This is a genomic window from Actinacidiphila cocklensis (assembly GCF_907177275.1).
GTDB lineage: Bacteria > Actinomycetota > Actinomycetes > Streptomycetales > Streptomycetaceae > Actinacidiphila > Actinacidiphila cocklensis.
Genome location: NZ_CAJSLV010000050.1, coordinates 24,191 through 40,511 on the forward strand (window position 1 = coordinate 24,191; position 16,321 = coordinate 40,511).

The 16,321-nt window shown below is 70.5% G+C and carries 12 protein-coding genes and 2 pseudogenes; 7 read left to right on the plus strand and 7 right to left on the minus strand.

All coding sequences use genetic code 11. The annotated features are described in order from the left end of the window. The first annotated feature begins 67 nt into the window (after nucleotides 1-67). Nucleotides 68-346: a metal-sensitive transcriptional regulator gene (locus tag NFU81_RS13865; protein WP_056792769.1), complete on the plus strand. Its 279-nt coding sequence runs from the start codon at nucleotides 68-70 to the stop codon at nucleotides 344-346. 21 nt (nucleotides 347-367) lie between these two features. On the opposite strand, the gene NFU81_RS13870 is transcribed toward NFU81_RS13865, so the two are convergent. Genes NFU81_RS13870 through NFU81_RS13880 form a run of 3 tightly spaced genes read right to left on the minus strand, consistent with a single transcriptional unit; the run spans nucleotide 368 to nucleotide 2,884 of the window. Next, nucleotides 368-1,111, minus strand: a complete 744-nt coding sequence (locus NFU81_RS13870; RefSeq protein WP_251489436.1) for a sulfite exporter TauE/SafE family protein — start codon at nucleotides 1,109-1,111, stop codon at nucleotides 368-370. Further along, nucleotides 1,108-1,473, minus strand: a complete 366-nt coding sequence (locus NFU81_RS13875; RefSeq protein WP_251489438.1) for a rhodanese-like domain-containing protein — start codon at nucleotides 1,471-1,473, stop codon at nucleotides 1,108-1,110. The genes NFU81_RS13870 and NFU81_RS13875 overlap by 4 nt, the downstream gene beginning before the upstream one ends. 46 nt (nucleotides 1,474-1,519) lie before the next feature. Continuing rightward, a complete protein-coding gene (locus tag NFU81_RS13880) occupies nucleotides 1,520-2,884 on the minus strand; it encodes an MBL fold metallo-hydrolase (protein ID WP_251489440.1) in 1,365 nt (454 codons plus the stop codon). 158 nt (nucleotides 2,885-3,042) lie between these two features. Here NFU81_RS13880 and NFU81_RS13885 point away from each other — a divergent pair, with 158 nt between their 5' ends. The 5 genes and pseudogenes from NFU81_RS13885 (at nucleotide 3,043) to NFU81_RS13905 (ending at nucleotide 7,657) form a co-directional block, all read left to right on the plus strand. Beyond that, nucleotides 3,043-3,441: a DUF302 domain-containing protein gene (locus NFU81_RS13885; protein ID WP_251489442.1), complete on the plus strand. Its 399-nt coding sequence runs from the start codon at nucleotides 3,043-3,045 to the stop codon at nucleotides 3,439-3,441. A gap of 294 nt (nucleotides 3,442-3,735) precedes the next feature. Then, a pseudogene (locus tag NFU81_RS13890) lies at nucleotides 3,736-4,711 on the plus strand (tyrosine-type recombinase/integrase). A 431-nt stretch (nucleotides 4,712-5,142) separates the two neighbouring features. Further along, nucleotides 5,143-6,270 carry an ABC transporter permease gene (locus NFU81_RS13895; RefSeq protein WP_251489444.1) on the plus strand — a complete coding sequence of 376 codons (1,128 nt, stop codon included), beginning with the start codon at nucleotides 5,143-5,145 and terminating at the stop codon, nucleotides 6,268-6,270. Beyond that, a complete protein-coding gene (locus NFU81_RS13900) occupies nucleotides 6,267-6,983 on the plus strand; it encodes an ABC transporter ATP-binding protein (RefSeq protein ID WP_251489446.1) in 717 nt (238 codons plus the stop codon). Before NFU81_RS13895 ends, NFU81_RS13900 begins: the two co-directional genes overlap by 4 nt. A 62-nt stretch (nucleotides 6,984-7,045) precedes the next feature. Continuing rightward, nucleotides 7,046-7,657, plus strand: a complete 612-nt coding sequence (locus NFU81_RS13905) for a TetR/AcrR family transcriptional regulator (protein ID WP_251489447.1) — start codon at nucleotides 7,046-7,048, stop codon at nucleotides 7,655-7,657. A 59-nt stretch (nucleotides 7,658-7,716) separates the two neighbouring features. Here NFU81_RS13905 and NFU81_RS13910 read toward each other — a convergent pair. From NFU81_RS13910 to NFU81_RS13930, 4 genes and pseudogenes are all read right to left on the minus strand, one after another. Continuing rightward, nucleotides 7,717-10,229: pseudogene (locus NFU81_RS13910) on the minus strand (Tn3 family transposase). 674 nt (nucleotides 10,230-10,903) lie between these two features. Next, the gene (locus tag NFU81_RS13920; protein WP_251489449.1) at nucleotides 10,904-12,745 is read right to left on the minus strand and encodes a bifunctional metallophosphatase/5'-nucleotidase; all 1,842 of its coding nucleotides are present in this window, start codon (nucleotides 12,743-12,745) and stop codon (nucleotides 10,904-10,906) included. Nucleotides 12,746-12,950: 205 nt separating this feature from the next. Continuing rightward, nucleotides 12,951-13,832 (minus strand): helix-turn-helix domain-containing protein, encoded by an 882-nt coding sequence (locus NFU81_RS13925; RefSeq protein ID WP_251489451.1) that lies wholly within the window; start codon nucleotides 13,830-13,832, stop codon nucleotides 12,951-12,953. Nucleotides 13,833-13,863: 31 nt separating this feature from the next. Beyond that, nucleotides 13,864-14,589 (minus strand): FadR/GntR family transcriptional regulator, encoded by a 726-nt coding sequence (locus NFU81_RS13930; protein WP_251489453.1) that lies wholly within the window; start codon nucleotides 14,587-14,589, stop codon nucleotides 13,864-13,866. 367 nt (nucleotides 14,590-14,956) lie between these two features. Between NFU81_RS13930 and NFU81_RS13935 the strand changes: the two genes are divergently transcribed. Further along, complete coding sequence (locus NFU81_RS13935) at nucleotides 14,957-16,264, plus strand: ABC transporter substrate-binding protein (protein WP_251489455.1); 1,308 nt, start codon at nucleotides 14,957-14,959, stop codon at nucleotides 16,262-16,264. Nucleotides 16,265-16,321: the final 57 nt, after the last annotated feature.

Sequence of the window (16,321 nt, forward strand, 5' to 3'; positions counted from 1 at the left end):
TCCGGGGAACGGGTGTCCGGACCCGGTATGATACCCCTAGGGGTATTTGATTTCGTGGAGGTGGACGGTGGAGCTGGAGATGGCAGCCGACGAGCTGAAGTCGGTTCTGAACCGGCTGCGGCGGGCTCAGGGCCAGATCGCGGGGATCATCAAGATGATCGAGGAGGGCCGGGACTGCGAGGACGTCATCACGCAGCTCGCCGCGGTCTCCCGTGCGCTGGACCGGGCCGGGTTCGCGATCATCGCGACCGGGTTGCAGCACTGCATGGCCGAGGGCGGCCAGGAGGCCGGTGACCGCGATCAGATGCGGGCGAGGCTGGAGAAGCTGTTCCTGTCCCTGGCCTGACGGGCCCGGTGGCCGGGCTGTTCATACGATCACGTCGATCAGCATGAACACGGCCACCGCCAGCAGCACCCCGGCGAAGACCTTTTGCAGGCTGTTGCCGGAGACCTTGGTACTGAGGCGTTTGCCGTCCCAGGCACCGAGGATCGCCGCTCCGGTGAACGGCCCGATGAGCGCCCAGTCGAGGCCGCCGCCGGTCCCGGTGCGGGCGGTCAGGGCGGCGAGTGAGTTGACGGTGATGACGAGCAGGCTGGTGCCCACCGCGCGGCGCATGGTCAGGCCGAGCACGCTCACCAGGGCCGGGACTGCGAGGAACCCTCCGCCGACGCCAAGGAATCCGGTCACCGCGCCGAGCCCGGCGCCTGCCCCGGCCGCCTTGCCGGGCCGTATCCGCTCCGGCGGCCTTGATGAGGACGGTCGGAACATCCGCACGGCCGCCAGTGCCGCGATCACCGCGAACGCGACGGTCAGCGCCGCCTCCGGCACACGTCCGGCGGCTGCTCCCGCGAGGTAGGCGGGGATGATGCCCGCGGCGGCGAAGAGCGATCCGACCTTCCAGGCAACATGGCCGTCGCGGGCGTGGGCGTACAGGGCGGTGGCGGAGGTGGCGGCCACGATGATCAGGCTGGCGGTGGTGGCCGCGGGCGGGGAGAAGTCGAGCAGGTAGATCAGGGCGGGCACGGCCAGGACGCTGCCGCCACCGCCCAAGGCTCCGAGGGCGAGGCCGACGACGGCCCCGGCAATGAGGGCGAGAACGATCGCGGTCACGCTATCTGGCCGTTGTTCCCGCGTTCGTCGAGCACCGGGTGTCCGGCGGCGGCCCACGCGTTCATGCCGCCCTTGACGTCGACCGCCTGCGCTCCGCGCTCGGTGAGGAGTTTCGCGGCCTGCTGGGAGCGGTGTCCGCTGCGGCAGATCACCACCAGCGGCCGGCCGGACGCTTCGGCCGGCAGATCGGCGCCAGTCACTAGCTTCGACAGGGGGACGTGGACGGCGCCGGGGGCGTGGCCCGCGTTCCACTCGGGCTTCTCGCGGACGTCGAGCAGGATCGCGTCCGGGGTGTCACCACTGGTGCGGCTGCGGGCTTGGTCCACGCTGACGCGGGGCTGGCTGTGGCGGAAGAGGAACATCAGTGTTCTCCCCTCTCCATTCTCGTGCGGGGGGCGGGGGTGTCTGTCAGCCGGCGGTCAGGGGCAGGCCGGCGTCAGTGGCGGCGTCGAAGCCGTCGTCGACGGCGACGACGTCGCGGCCGGAGGCGTCCAGCAGGGACGCGGCGATCGCGGCCCGCATCCCGCCGGCGCAGTGCACCCACACCGTCCCCGGCGGCACCTCCGCCAGGCGGCCGTGGAGCTCGTGGATGGGAATGTGCACCGACCCTTCGATCCAACCGCCCTCGCGCTCGGAGTCGCGGCGCACGTCGAGCACCACCACGCCGTCGATGTCCTGGGCGGCGAGTCCGGCGAAGGTGGAGCGGGGGAAGGAGGCCGGGGCCGTGCCGGCGGGAAGCCAGGCGTCGGGGGTGCCGGTGGCGGCGGCGGCCGGGCGGTCGATGCCCACCCGCACCAGTTCGCGCTGGGCGTCGGCGAGCTGCTCGGCCGTGTCGGCGAGCAGGGTGACCGGCTTGTCCCAGGGGATCATCCAGGCGAGGTAGGTGGCGAGCTTGCCGTCGGCCTCGAAGTTGAACGAGCCGGCCACGTGCCCGTCGGCGAACGCGACACGGTCGCGCAGGTCGACGACCCATTCGCCGGCCGCGAGGCGGGCGGCGATGTCGTGGGCGTCCGCGAGGGCGGGCGGGGTCAGGTCGAGCGGAGCGGGGCCAGCAGCGTTGGCCGGGCACATGTGCGTGTAGTAGGCGGGCACGACTTCCAGCCCGGCCAGCAGCTCCGCCACGAAGGTGTCCACGTCCACGGTGAGCGCGGTGTTCGCGCTCTTCTCCTTGCCGATCGTGGTCTCCTCGCCCTCGGACTGGGCCGAGGAGCAGAAGCTGCCGAAGCCGTGGGTGGGCAGCACCGCCGTCTCGTCGGGAAGATCGGAGGCCAGGCGGTGGGCGGAGGCGTGCTGGGCGCGGGCCAGCTGTTCGGTCAGCCGCGGCTCGACCAGGTCCGGCCGTCCGACGGTGCCGATCAGCAGCGACCCGCCGGTGAAGACGACCACCGCCCGCCCCGCCTCGTGCAGCGCGTAGGAGGTGTGGTGCGGGGTGTGGCCCGGCGTCGCAATCGCCTCGAGCGTCACCCCGCTGCCGGGGTCGATGTCCACACGGTCGCCGTCGGCGACAGGGACGCGGTCGAAGGTGACGTTCGCGCCGGCCGGCACGAGGTAGCGGGCGCCGGTGATCCGGGCGAGTTCGAGTCCGCCGGTGACGTAGTCGTTGTGGATGTGGGTCTCCACGACATGGGAGATCCGCACACCGCGCCGGGCGGCTGCCGCCAGGACCTGGTCGATGTCGCGCGGCGGGTCCACCGCCACCGCGGCGCTCTCACCGCCGGCCAGGTAGCTGCGGTTGCCGAGACCTTCCAGCTCGATGGTGTCAACGAAGAACACGCCGGTACTCCTAACGAATGAAAATTACCCGGGGGGGTATCTGACTCCACCGTAACACCAGTACCCCCGGGGGTATATTCCAGGTCGACGGCAGCCCGATCGGGCACCCGCCGGACACCAGACGCATCAGCACGCCGGACGACAAGAAGGAGACGGCCATGACCTACAGCCGCACCGTGCACGTGAACGGCGACTTCTCACAGACCGTGACCGCCGTACGCGAAGCACTGGCCGAACAGGGCTTCGGGATCCTCACCGAGATCGACGTGCAGGCCACATTGAAGGAGAAGCTGGGCCACGAGATGGAGAACTACCTGATCCTCGGCGCCTGCAACCCGCCCCTGGCCCACCAAGCGATCGAAGCCGACCGCTCCATCGGCCTGCTGCCGCCCTGCAACGTCGTCGTCCGCACCGACGGCGACCGTGTCGCTGTCCAGGCCCTCGACCCCGCCACCATGGTCACCCTGACCGGACAGGACGCCCTCAAGCCCGTCGCCCAGGAAGCCACCCGCCGCCTGGACGACGCCCTGTCCGCGCTCACCGGCGGCAAGGAATAGAACAAGGCGCGTGAACAGGGGTGAGCGGCCTACGGCAGCGCGGGCCGCGCCCCGCGATCATCGACATGCCGTGCACAGACTCGGAGTCGGGGTCTGAGGAACATCGGCGTCAGATCGTGCGCTAAGCCTCCGTCGGCCCTGGTGGGCGGCTGGCAGGTCGTCGGCCGCAGGAGCGGTCTGAAGTCGTCCCACAGATATCACCCCAATATCTGCGGTAGCTTGATCCGTCACCTGCAGTGAGGTTCTCCTGCCGCTGCACGAAGCGGCCCTGTTATCTGCGGCAAGGGGAAAACGGTGCCCACACTCGTCCAGCTGTCGACCGGGAAGGCGTTGACCGTCCGGACGGCGGCCGACCTGTTCCTCGACTCACTCGGCAACCCGAACACCGTCCGAAACTAAGGCATCGCCGTCGGGAAGACCGCCGAGCGCCTTGGGGAGGGCCGGCTGCTCGCGTCGGTGGAGGACGCCGAGATCGGCGAGGCGCTGGAACTGCTGTGGGGCCACTCGGCGGTGAACACCTGGAACGCCCGCCGCGGCGCCGTGCTGTCCTGGACGGGCTGGTGCTCCGAGCGCGGTTACGAGGGCCCGACCGTCCCGGCTTGGGCGAAGCGACTGGCTGCGCCGGACTCCGAGACCCCGGCCCGCTCGAAGACGGCCGTCGACCGGCTGATCGCCCGGCGCGAGGTTCACCTGCGGGAGAAGACCCTGTGGCGGATGCTCTACGAGACCTCGGCCAGGGCGGAGGAGATCCTTGGCGTGAACATCGAGGACCTGGACTTCGCCGGGCGCCGCTGCCTGGTCAAGGCGAAGGGCGCCCGGACCAAGGTCCGCCGCCGGGGCCAGGTCCGCGAGGACTACGTGCTGGAGACGGTGTACTGGGACGCCGGCACTGCCCGGCTCCTGCCCCGCCTGGCTGCAGGGACGCACCCGCGGGCCGGTGTTCGTCAGCCACCGCCGCCCGGGGCCCGGCAAGGTTGTCAGCCCGCGCGACGTCTGCCCGGACACCGGGTTCGCCCGCCTCTCCTACGGCCAGGCCCGCGCCCTCCTCGACGAGCACACCGCCGTACGTGGACCTGGAACGGGCTGGGATCTGCACGAGTACCGCCACTCCCCCCTGACCCACCTCGGCGAGCAGGGCGCGTCGTTGCTGATGCTGATGGCGAAGTCGAGGCACAAGAAGCCGGAGAACGTCCGGCGCTACTTCAAGCCGTCCCCAGAGGCGATCGCCGAGCTCACCAGCCTGCTCGCTCCCGGCGGCAGCCGTCGCTGACCGCGGAGCAGGCCCTCACCCGCAGCGTGCCCGCGGCCTGGTTAGGCGCCGACTGCACGAGGCGTCGGTGCTGTTCTCTTGACGCCGCGGTCCAGCGAGAAGGAACTCTCCGCGACGGCGGTCCGCCGGCTCCCGGGCCGTGACGGCGGATTCCTCAGCCCGCTCCGGCGTCGTGATCAACAGCTCGGCGACCGGGCCTTGTGAGCGATCCGGCCGGTCGGCGGACCCGGTGCAACCCCAGGCGAAGCCAGGCCACACCCGCACAGGGGCGGTCTGGCGGAGAGGACCCGGTCGACGTACGCGACACAACATGCCGACGGGTGCGTCGGCAACATCCGATAAGATGCCGACATTGACGTCGTCAAGTTTAGGCAAAGAGGCGCGTGGCCAGTCTGTCGTGTCCTCATTCCCTTCATCGCTCGGAGAGTTCTGTGTTCCTTGCCCTACGCGATCTGCGCTTCGCCCGCGGTCGCTTCGCCCTGATGGGCGCGGTGGTCGCGCTCATCGCCGTACTCGGTGTCCTCCTGTCCGGGCTTGCCTCCGGTCTGGCGGACGCCGGCATATCCGGCCTGCGCGCGCTGCCCGTGACTCACATGGCCTTTGACGAGAAGGCGACCAGCGAGCAGTTCTCCCGCTCGACCGTGGAGGAGGAGGACTGGCAGGCGTGGTCCAAGGCCCCGGGGGTGGAGCGGGCGGAGCCGTTCGGGAACACCCTGGCCAATGCCCAGGTGACCCAGGGCGCCAAGAAGGGGGAGCGGGTCAACCTCGCCGTCTTCGGCATGGCACCGGATTCCTCCCTGGCGCCCCGCCCCAGCAAGGGTGAGGGCCTGAAGGAGGGCGGTGCGGGCATCGTGATCACCCGGGAGATCGCCGATCTCGGGGTGGAGATCGGCGATGTTCTGACCGCGGACCGGAGCGGGGTGCGGCTGAAGGTCGTGGGCCTGGTCGGCGGGACCGTCTCCTACGGTCACATCGGGGTCGTCTACGCGGACCTCGACACGTGGCGGCATCTGCATTACGGCCTGCCCGGCGACCTGCCCGAGGCCGCGAGCCGCCAGGCCACCGCGGTGGCCCTGACCCTGAAGCCGGGCGCCGACGTCGCCGTGGTGGAAAGGGCCACCGGAACCCTCGCCGAGACCAAGGAGGCCACGTTCGACGCGTCCCCCGGCTACGAGGCCGAGTCGAGCACCATGGCCCTGATCAAGGGATTCCTGTACGTCATCTCCGCCCTGGTCGTCGGCGCGTTCTTCACCGTCTGGACCGTCCAGCGCAAGCCCGAGATCGCCCTGATGAAGGCACTGGGCGCCCCCACCGGGTACATCCTGCGCGACGCGCTCGCCCAGGTCGTCGCCGTGCTCGTCGGAGCCACGGCCCTCGGCACCGCCGTAGGCCTGGCCCTGGGCAGCGCGATGATCGGTAAGGCCCCCTTCTCCCTCTCCGCACCGGCCATCGCCACCTCCTCCGGCCTCCTCATCGTCCTCGGGACCGTGGGCGCCGTCGTCGCCGTCCGCCGCATCACCGCCGTCGACCCCCTGACCGCTCTGGGAGCCACCCGATGACCACACACGCAACCGACCACCAGGCCGCCGCGGACACCGTGGGCTCCATTGGGCTGCGCCTGGACGACGTCACCCTCACCCTCGGCGACGGCGATACCGCCGTCACCGCCCTCGACCACGTCGGCCTGACCGTCGCCCCCGGTGAGTTCGTCGCCGTCGTCGGCCCCTCCGGATCCGGCAAGTCCAGCCTCCTTGCCGTCGCCGGCGGCCTCCAGCGGCCCACCTCGGGCACCGTGCACATCGCCGGAACCGAGCTGACCGCCCTTTCGGACAAGGAACGCACCGCCGCCCGTCTTCGCCACATCGGCTTCGTCTTCCAGCAGTCAAACCTGCTGGCCTCCCTCACTGTGAGGGAACAGCTCCTGCTGCCCCTGCACATCGACAGACGCCTCGACACCACTGCCCGGGCCCGCGCAGACGAACTCATCGAAGCCGTCGGACTGACCCACCGCGCCGGCTCCCGTCCGCATCAGCTGTCGGGCGGCGAGCGCCAGCGCGCCGGCCTGGCCCGCGCCCTGATGACCTCCCCCGCCGTCCTGCTGGTGGACGAACCCACCTCGGCACTGGACCGGGTACGATCCGCCGAGGCGGTGCGGCTGATCGCCGAGCAGACCCATGAGCGCAGCACGGCCACGGTCATGGTCACCCACGACACGGCGATAATGGACGCTGCCGACCGGGTGTACGAGATGGTCGACGGCCGCCTGTCCTGACGGGGGCCGCCAACCAGCGCCGCATTCCCGGCCCTGTCCACCCTTCCAGGAGCCCGCCCCGCATGCCGAAAATCAACGCCTCCACCGTCGCCGAGCACCATGCCCAGCAACGCGAGGCGCTGATCGGGGCGGCGATCGACATCCTGGTCAACGAGGGCGCCGCCGCCGTCACACCGGCGGCGGTCGGCGCCCGCGCGGGCCTGGCCCGCTCCAGCGTCTACCAGTACTTCGACTCCTCGGCAGCCCTCCTGGCCACCATCACGGAGGAAGCTTTCAGGCGCTCCAACGAGGCACTCACCCGTGCCATAGCCACCGCGAAAGGCCCGCTGGAACGCGTCGAGGCGTTTTTCGGGGAAAGCCTCCGCCTGGGCGCCGAAGGCGCACACCGGCCCGCCGTCGCCCTCATGAACGCCGGCCTTCCTCCGGCCTGCCAGCAGCGGCTGATGGAACTCCACCTGGACCAGGTCGAACCGTTCCGCGCCGCCGTCCGGGAGCTCGGCGCTTCTGAGCCCGCACTCACGGCCGACCTCATCGCCGGAATGCTGCACACCGCCTTGGCCGCCGTCGAGAACGGCACCCCCCTCGATACGGTCACACAGCGCACCCTCGCCCTCGTGCGCCGCTGCCTCACCCCGGCCGGCAGCACCACCCGCGCACCGGAGGAAGGGGCCTGAAGCCCTCGTACCGCCGAAGCACCTCGGGCGACCGCGGCCCGGCACGCCTTTGCCGGTGCCTACTCGCTGCCGGCCGCGTTCTTGTCGCGCACGGGCCGTAGGCCACCGGGGAGGTCGGGAAGCTGGAAGGAGTACCGGCCGAGCATGTTCACGTGGTGCCGCACGAACGGGGAGAGGCGCGCGACATCCTCGTCCCGGACCTCGAAGCCGTCGGCGCGGAGCTGGGTGACGGCGGCGTCCAGGTAACGGGTGTTGAAGAGGACCAGAGCGTTGAGGACGAGGCCGAGGGCGCCGATCTGGTCCTCCATGCCGTCCTGGTAGCGCTGGTACAGCTGCCCCGCCCGGCCGTGGAAGATCTTCCGGGCAAGCGCATGCCGGCCTTCTTGGAGGTTGGCCTGCACCTTGATCTGGCGGCGGTAGCCGGGCTCGTCGGCCAGACGCAGGATGTGCAGAGTCTTCGCGATCCGCCCGTAATGCGCGAGCGCGTCCCCGAGTGGGGTGGCCCGTCCGTCGCGGGAGAGCATCCGGATCACGTCGTAGGCGCGGACAGGGAGTCACGCGGCGTGCCGGCCACCACCTTCCCACCGAGCCCGGCAGCCTGATCATTGATCGTGTTGAGCCAGGTGGCGCCGCCCCGGCGGCCGAAGTACTTCGGGTTCGGCCGCGCGTACACCGACGGCACGGGCACGACGAACCGCATGCCGTCGACCGAGGCCACCAGGCCGCCGCCCCACGCGGTCGCGAGGCCGATGGACGCCTGGTGCTCGATCAAGGTGGCGTTCGCGGCCCTGTAGGTCGCGAGCCGCAGCTCCAGCAGGGAGGCCGGTTCGGGCTCCGGCTCCAGGGCCGCGAAGTGCGGACGGCCGTCGTCGTCGAAGACGATCTGCGCGTTGTCCGGCAGCCGTCCGGCGACCTCCCGGTACGTGCCGTCCAGCAGCACCGCCCGCGCCGCCAGGTGCCCGCCCACCTCGCCGGGCAGTCCGAGCGAGGCCAGCACGGTCGGCCTGGCCTGCTCCCACGCCTCACCGGCCAGCAGCTTCGCCCGCGGGTCACCCCACTTCGAGGAGTTCTTCGCGATTGCTTCGCAGCATCCGGTGCAGCTGCTCCAGCGTGCAGAACGTGTACGCCTTCCAGTCCACCGTGCCCGGCTCCAGGTGCGGCGCCGCGAGGACCAGGCGCCGCCACGACCCGGCCAGCAGCCCGGTGTCGATCTCGGCCGGGCCGACCTTCTTGCGGCCCATGAGATCCGGCAGCGACTTGAGCGCGGCCAGCACGGCCTCGCCCTCGGGGGGCGCCGAAGTCGACGACCGCGACCAGGAGCTTCAGGAACGGCCGGACCGTGCCGAACCGGCTGACCAGCATCGACCGCCACGCCTCGTCCGCATCGGAGTCCAGCGGCGGAGTCAGCTCGAACAGCGCGGCGATCGCGGCGGCCAGCTCGTGCCGGGGCACCACCGCCTCGATCCGCTCCCACATCGCCTCGAACGACTCCACCGCCGGCCCGGTGACCTCCCCGGTGTCGGTGTCGACCAGCTCGCTCGTGGTGTCGAACACGATCTGGAACGCGGTCGCCAGCTTCGCCGATGCCCGTTCGACCCGCGGCAGCGTCTTCATCTTCTCCTTGACGGTCTCGCGCTCGGCCTTGGCCAGTAGCTTCGTCGCGATCAGCACCTCCAGGAGGTCGAGCGCGTCGTCGACGGCCCGGGTCGTCAGGTAGACAGTGGTGGCCAGCAGCGTCGCCAACCGGCGGGGATCGCCGTGACGGCGCAGCAGCGACGCCTTCCCGTCCACCCCGTACCGGGACAGCTCCGCCAGCCGCCGCGGCGGTATCCGCGACACATCAACGGCGCCCATCCCGAACGCGGTGATCTCCTCAGCCCGCTCCAGCGCCCGCTTCATCTGCGGACCCGACACCCGCACCGGCCCGCGCCTCAGCCGGTCCAGCTCCGAGACCCGCTCCCCGGGCGGCACCGTCAGCAAAGAGTCCAGCACCGCCCGCTGCCCGGTGCTCAGCATCCCGTACAGGCTGTCCCACAGCCGCTGGTTCGCCGCCTCACGCACCGAGGCCACCAGCCGGGCCAGACGGCTCGCCCCCGGCAGCAGCACCCGCCCCTCGCGCAACCAGCCGGCCGCCGCGTCGAACAACGCCTTCGGTCCGTCCCCGGTCGTCCACGCCCGTGCGTCCAGCCAGACCACCAGCTCCTCGCGGACCTCGGCGAAGTCCCGCCAGCCCCCGGCCTCCTGGATCTCACCGGCGTGCCTACGGGCCGTACCGTCCCGCTCGCCGTACAGCTTCAGACACGAGACGTCCTCGATCTCCAACTGCTCGGCCAGGTACTCGGCCACCTCCGCCGGCACCTGCCGCGGGTCCCGGCATGAACCGGCCCAGGAACCGCACGCTCGTGAGCTGGACCGCGAACCCGAGCCGGTTATGGGCCCGGCGCTTGGCCTGCACCGCCTCCCGGTCCGCGTCGTCCAGGAAGAAGTACCGCTCCAGCTCCGCCCGCGAGGGCGCCTCGTGAAACGACCCGTACCGGGCCGCCTGCTCGTCCGTCAGGAACTCGACCGCCACAACAGCTCTCCGAAGATCGACAACAGCAACCCTCGAAGGCTCCGACGCCCAATTACCCCAGGTCAAAGCCCCAAACGGACCGGAGAGCCCTTAGCGCACGATCTGACGCCGAGATCAGGAAGCTGGGCTGCACCGGCAGCGCCAACCTGCTGGTCCGCTACCTCAACCAGGGCCGCGCCGACGGCGACCGTCCCGTCACAACCCCCCGCCACCTCGCCCGGCTCCTGCTCACCCACCCCGAGCACCTACGGACCAAGGACACCGCCCTGCTCGGCCTCCTCACCGCAGCCTGCCCCCGAGATGACCGCACTCACGCGACTCACCGGCGAGTTCGCCGCACTCCTGACCCCGGCCCAGGCCAACAACGACAAACTCACCGAGTGGATCACCACGGTCCGCAGCGTCAACCTGCCCCACCGGTGGCCGCGCGGTGGCCATTTGTGCAGGGGAGCGTGCAACGGCGCTGCCAGGACTCAATCCACGCAATGCTGAGGTGAACCGCCCCAGTTCAGGCGGAGGTGATATACCAGGATGGCCGCCCGATCGCTGGCGTCCGTCGGACGGCGGCGCGACCCGCGGGCATGGCATGTGCCGATTGTCGCGCTCGACGGAATCTACCCGGCCGCTACTGCTGGGCCTACGGCGGCCGGACCCCTAACCGAACGGCATTGGGCCTAGGCCGGCGTGGCCCGGCCCAGGGGCGGCGGGGTGATGGTCTTCTTGGCCCGCAGGTAGCGGATGAAGCCCTCGTGGTCGAGGGTGTGGCGGACCGGGTCGGTGTACGTGGTGAGCGCGTCGTACCCGTCGTAGGCGAGCATCGTGTAGGCGTTCGTCGCCAGCCGGTAGCTGCCGTTCAGGTCGAGCGGCCTCCCCCCGATGGTGACCTTCGCCGGGTCGACGCGGGAGCCCACGGGTTTCGAGGTGTCGTAGACGTACCTGACCTCGTCGGACACCGCCAGCGGGTAGAAGCCCACGCTGCCGCCGGAGGCGGTCTGCCACTGCTCCTCGAGTGCCTCGTGGATGGCCGCGCCGGTGTAGGTCGCGGACATGTTGGGGCTGTCGAAGCCGTACGCCTTCCACGCCTCGCCGAAGAGGATCACGCCGTCGGCGTCGCCGGTCGCCTTGCCCTTGGCGTAGGGCATGTCCCCGCCGAGGGCCGAGCGGGCCTTGGGGGGTTTGCTGGGGAGGATGGCCAGCTCGGCAGGGCGGGGGGCGCGGGCGGCGCCCTTCTCCGCGTACTGGGTGGACTCCCAGACCAGGAAGTCGGCGACGAGGTTGCCGAGCGTGGACTCGCCGGAGGCGTTGGCGGCGCGGGTGAGGTCACCGGTCTGGCGGGCGACGGGGGTGGCGTCCTGCGCGGTGGAGCGGCCGGTCCAGTAGCCCACGATGTCGGCAATCTCGGCGTCCTGGGGGACGTCACGGGTGACGGCGTGGTTGGTGGATGTCGTCAGCTCGCGGACGATCCTCCCGGTGAGCGGGTCAAGCATGATGTTGATCTCGTTGACGAGCTGGCCGTAGTAGCCGGCCTCGACGACGGGGCGGGGCACCTCGTAGGGGTCGTTGATCATCATGTTGAAGCGGCAGTGCCAGTGTCCGGTCACGATCACGCCGATGTCGGGGTCGGCCTTCGCCGCCAGCTCGAAGGCGGGCCCGGTGGGGCTGCTGCCGGAGTTGTAGTCGTCGCCGGCGTAACCGCCCTCGTGCATCACGACGACCAGCGCGTTGACGCCGCGCGCCTTGAGCTCGGCGGCGGACCGGTTCGCGCTCTCGATAAGGTCGGTGGTCCTGAGAGTGGGCTGGTAGGAGCAGTTGAAACCGGGACCCTCGACGCAGCCCTCAACGGTGATGTGGATGAACCCGATGGGCAGCCGCCGCCCGCGGGGGCCGTCCACGTACTCGATGTTCCAGGACGGCAGCAGCTGGCTGCCGTCCTCGCGGCGCACCACGTTGCCGCTGTAGTACGTCCAGTCGGCGCCCTTGAAGCGGCGGCCTGTCGACGTCGGGAAACTCGAGAAGGGCGCGTCGAACGGGTAGTCCTTGCCGTGCACCATGTGGTTCATGGTGAAATCCATGCCCTTGTCCAGCTCGTGGTTGCCCAGCGAGGAGAACTGGAGGCCCATCGCGTTGAGGACCTCGATGGTGGGCTCGTTGTTCTGGGTATCCGCGTAGGAGGCCCATCCGGAGAAGTTGTCGCCGGCGGAGAAGAAGAGCGAGTTCGGGTGGCCCTCCCTGATCCGCTTGAGGTGCGTGGCGAGGTACGCGGCACCCCCGGTGACGATCGGTGAGCCGCCGGCCGGGTCGGGTATCGTCCCTCCCTCGCTCGGGCCGGGCGGGGCGATGTAGCCGTGGAGGTCGGTGATGTTGACGAGCTGGACGTCGACATAGCCGTTGGTGGACAGGGTGTCGGCGGCGGCTGGCGTCGCCCGGGCGGCGGTGCCGACGGCGGCCGTGACGGCGGCTGCGGCTCCGGCCGCGAGGATTGAACGGCGCGGAACAGAGCGGGTATGCGAGTGCACTGGATCTCCCCCAGAGTCGACGGGCCGACGAGACGGCCGCGGCGGGTAGCACGTGGGGGAACGCTATGCAGCGGCCGGCCGGAGCGGCCATGCAGGGACGGGTCGCAGTTTTGCCGGAAACTGCTACAGGGACGGGACTTGGCCTGCACGCCACCGATTGTCGGGCGGCGCGTCGCGCGGCGGTCGGTGCCGAACGTCCGCCGTGTCACCTGCGCCCGTGACCGGCCCGGTAGGCGGTCGGCGGCACCCCGAAGCGCTGCCGGAACTGGCGGCTGAAGTGGTACGGCGAGGCGAAGCCCACCTCGGCGCCGATCCGGCCGACCGGCAGCCCGGTGGTCTCCAGCAGCGTCGCGGCTCTGCGCAGCCGGGTGGCCAGCACGACATTGCCGATGGAGTCGCCGGTCTCCGCGCGGAAGAGGTGGGCGAGCCGGGACGGGGAGAGCGCGACCTGCCGCGCCAGCGCGTCTACGTGGAGCGGGGCGGCGGGGTCGGCGGCGATCTGGTCGAGCACCTGCCGCACCCGCGGGTCCGGCCCCGCGCCTGCGCTCGGCTCCAGCGCGGTGGCGGCCATCAGCAGCAGTTCCTCGATCCCGTTGAGGGCGAGTGCGGTGGCGTATGCGCCGGGCCGCGGTCCGCGGTCCACGGGCACGCGGCCCTGCGGGGCGTCGACGGTGGCCGACATCGCGTTGCGGTGCACACGGGCGAAGGCCGCGTCCGCGGCTCGCAGCCCCTCCCCCGGCCCGAGCGGGGCGAGGCTGAGGCCGGAAGCGAGCTCGGGCCTGCGCAGCCAGCCGAACCAGCTGGGCCGGGGCTGGAAGTGTGCCCACCAGTAGCCCCAGGGGGTGTCCCCCGCGGCCCGGTAGTGCTGGGGCGTCCCCGGCGTGATGACGACCAGGTCTCCGGGGCCGGTGGTGAGGTGGCGCCCGCCGGCCACGTACTCGGCGGTCCCGGAGACGGTCAGGCTGACCATCCAGTTCCGCGCGCCCCGCTCACGGTAGACGGTGTGTCCCGGCTGCTCCTCGAAGCGCCCGGCGATCAGCAGGTCCGCCTCCGGGATCTGCGTCCACATGTCCCCGTCGGCTCTCACCGTCGACCGCCCAGTCCGGGGACCGGACCCGTCAGCCGCTTCGGGCGGCGTCGGCATGGGCACTGTGGCGGTGGGCGACGGCGACGCCGTGGCCGGTCCTTATCAGCTCCTGCATGACGCGTTCCGCCAGCGCCGGGTCGCGGTCGCGGATCGCGTCGAGGAGGCGCCGCCGCGGCGGCAGCGGTCCTTCCTCGGGCCCGTTGTCGTCTGCCAGCCGGTAGCTCTGCCGTATGCCCTGGTCGATCACAGTGTCGAGGCTCGTCGCCAGGTCGTTGTGGGTCGCGCGCAGCACCGCCCGGTGCAGTACGACGTCGTGCTCGACGGCGAGTGACGGCTCGTCCAGGTTCTGCTCCATGGCGGTCAGTGCGGCTTCCATCGTGGCGAGATCGATGTCGTCCCGGCGGCGCGCGGCGAGGGCCGCGAGACCCGGTTCGATGATCAGCCGGATCTCGGTCAGCTGGTCGAGCAGCGCGTGCGTCGGCTGCTGCGAGAGCCGCCAGCGCAGTACGTCGGCGTCGAGGGTGTTCCAGCGCGCGGGGTCGGTCACGTACGTGCCCCGCTTCTGGCGTGCGGCCACCAGCCCCTTGGCGGTCAGCACCTTCAGGGACTCCCGCAGCACGGTCCGGCTCACACCGAACTCCGCCTCCAGAGCGGCCCGGTCGAGTGTCGCACCCGGCAGCAGCCGACCGGACATTATCCTCGCGCCCAACTCGTTGACCACCTGGCCATGGAGGCCGCGCGGCAGCTCGGCGGTCATGGGGTCCCCCCTCGGTACGGCGCGGCCATCCGATGGCCGCGCCTCTCGCGCCACAGTGTGACGTCGTCGTCCAGTGACGAACAGTGGGTCACGGGTCTCCCTCGGTCGCCGATGAAAAAATAAAATACGATTTCTTCTGGACAGGGTCCAGTCCCTCATGCAAAGTTCTGTGCCAAGCCGCCCGCCGTCGTAGGTCATCCCGGTGGGGGCTTCCAATCGAACGCTGTATTCGTCGTCGCAGTCGCCCGCTCTGCGGGCCGGACGCGAACGCGCATACCACGGGCACGAAACCGACAGACGACGGTAGTGAGCCCGGCCATGGAGCGCGCCAACAGGTCAGCGTGCGTGACACGGAAGGAGGACACCAGTGCGGAAGCGAATGCGAATCCTGGCGGCCGGCGCCGCGGCCGCGGTTCTGGCCGGGACGCTGGCGGCGTGCGGCAGCAGCGGCTCCATGGGGACCGAGGACTCCAAAACCATCACCTACTGGTCGACCTGGAACAAGGGCGAACCGCAGCAGCAGGTCATCCAGCAGGCCATCGGCTCCTTCACCAAGGAGACCGGCATCAAGGTCCGGGCGCAGTTCTCCGGCCGGCAGGTGATGAAGCAGGTCGACACGGCCAACAACACCTCGAAGGTCCCCGACCTGGTCGACGACTCCTCGGAGAGCCTGCTCTCCGCCGCCAACTCCGGTGTCCTGCAGGGCGTGGACGCCGTCTACGGCCGCAGCGTACCGGGCGAGTCGAAGACGGTCGCGCAGGTCATACCGCCGGCCTCGGTCAAGTTCCTCAAGGACGACAAGGGGCAGTACGCGCTGGTGCCGTACCAGACGCTGGTCACGTCGCTGTGGTTCAACGACAAGATGATGCAGAAGATCGGCGCCACACCGCCCAAGACGTTCGACGAACTGCTCGACACGTGCGGGAAGGCCGTGGCGCACGGCATGGCGTGCGTGGCGGACGACGGGACGATCCCCGACTACAACGCCTACTGGCTCACGCAGCTGGTCAGCCGTTACCTGGGCCCGGAGTGGATCCGGAAGGCTGCGGCCGACAAGACCGGCCAGACCTGGAGGGACCCGAAGTTCCTGGCCGCGGCGCAGGCGCTGGAGAAGCTCGTCAAGGGGAAGGGGAACATGCTGTCCGGCTACCAGGGCAGCAAGCTGCCGGCCGGCCAGCAGGCGTGGTCGCAGAACAAGGCGCTGTACCTGCTCATGGGCAGTTGGGCCGCGTCCGACACGAAGAACTACGCGGCCTCCGGCTTCGACTACGACTCGGTCACCTTCCCCAGCGTGCCGAACGGGCAGATGTCGGTCGACAGCCAGTCGGTGGGCTTCGGCATCACCAAGAAGGCCAAGAACCCGGCCGCCGCGCAGAAGTTCATCGCGTACTTCATGAGCAAGAGGTGGATGAGCGAGCTCTCGTCCAAGGCGGGCGTCATACCCTCGCGGCCCGACGTCCCCGCCCCGGCGACGCTCGCCTCGGTGCAGAAGCAGCTGGCCGACGCCCCGGTGGTCACCAGATACCTCGACGGCGTTCCGTCGATCTACCCCAACTACTGGACGAACGTCTTCGACGTCGCCGACGACCAGCTGTTCTTCGGCGAGACGAGTCCGGAGAAGTTCGTCGACAAGCTCGTGTCGTCGAGCAAGAGCTACTGGGCCTCCCACAGCTGACCCTCACGTTCGTGTCGCGGCCACCCCGTGTGGCCGCAGCACGCTCGCCCCGCGACG

Bases quoted from the DNA above. Each gene is read 5' to 3' on its own strand.
- NFU81_RS13875 (WP_251489438.1), bottom strand. From the start codon at position 1,473: ATGTTCCTCTTCCGCCACAGCCAGCCCCGCGTCAGCGTGGACCAAGCC.
- NFU81_RS13885 (WP_251489442.1), top strand. From the start codon at position 3,043: ATGACCTACAGCCGCACCGTGCACGTGAACGGCGACTTCTCACAGACC.
- NFU81_RS13900 (WP_251489446.1), top strand. From the start codon at position 6,267: ATGACCACACACGCAACCGACCACCAGGCCGCCGCGGACACCGTGGGC.
- NFU81_RS13905 (WP_251489447.1), top strand. From the start codon at position 7,046: ATGCCGAAAATCAACGCCTCCACCGTCGCCGAGCACCATGCCCAGCAA.
- NFU81_RS13930 (WP_251489453.1), bottom strand. From the start codon at position 14,589: ATGACCGCCGAGCTGCCGCGCGGCCTCCATGGCCAGGTGGTCAACGAG.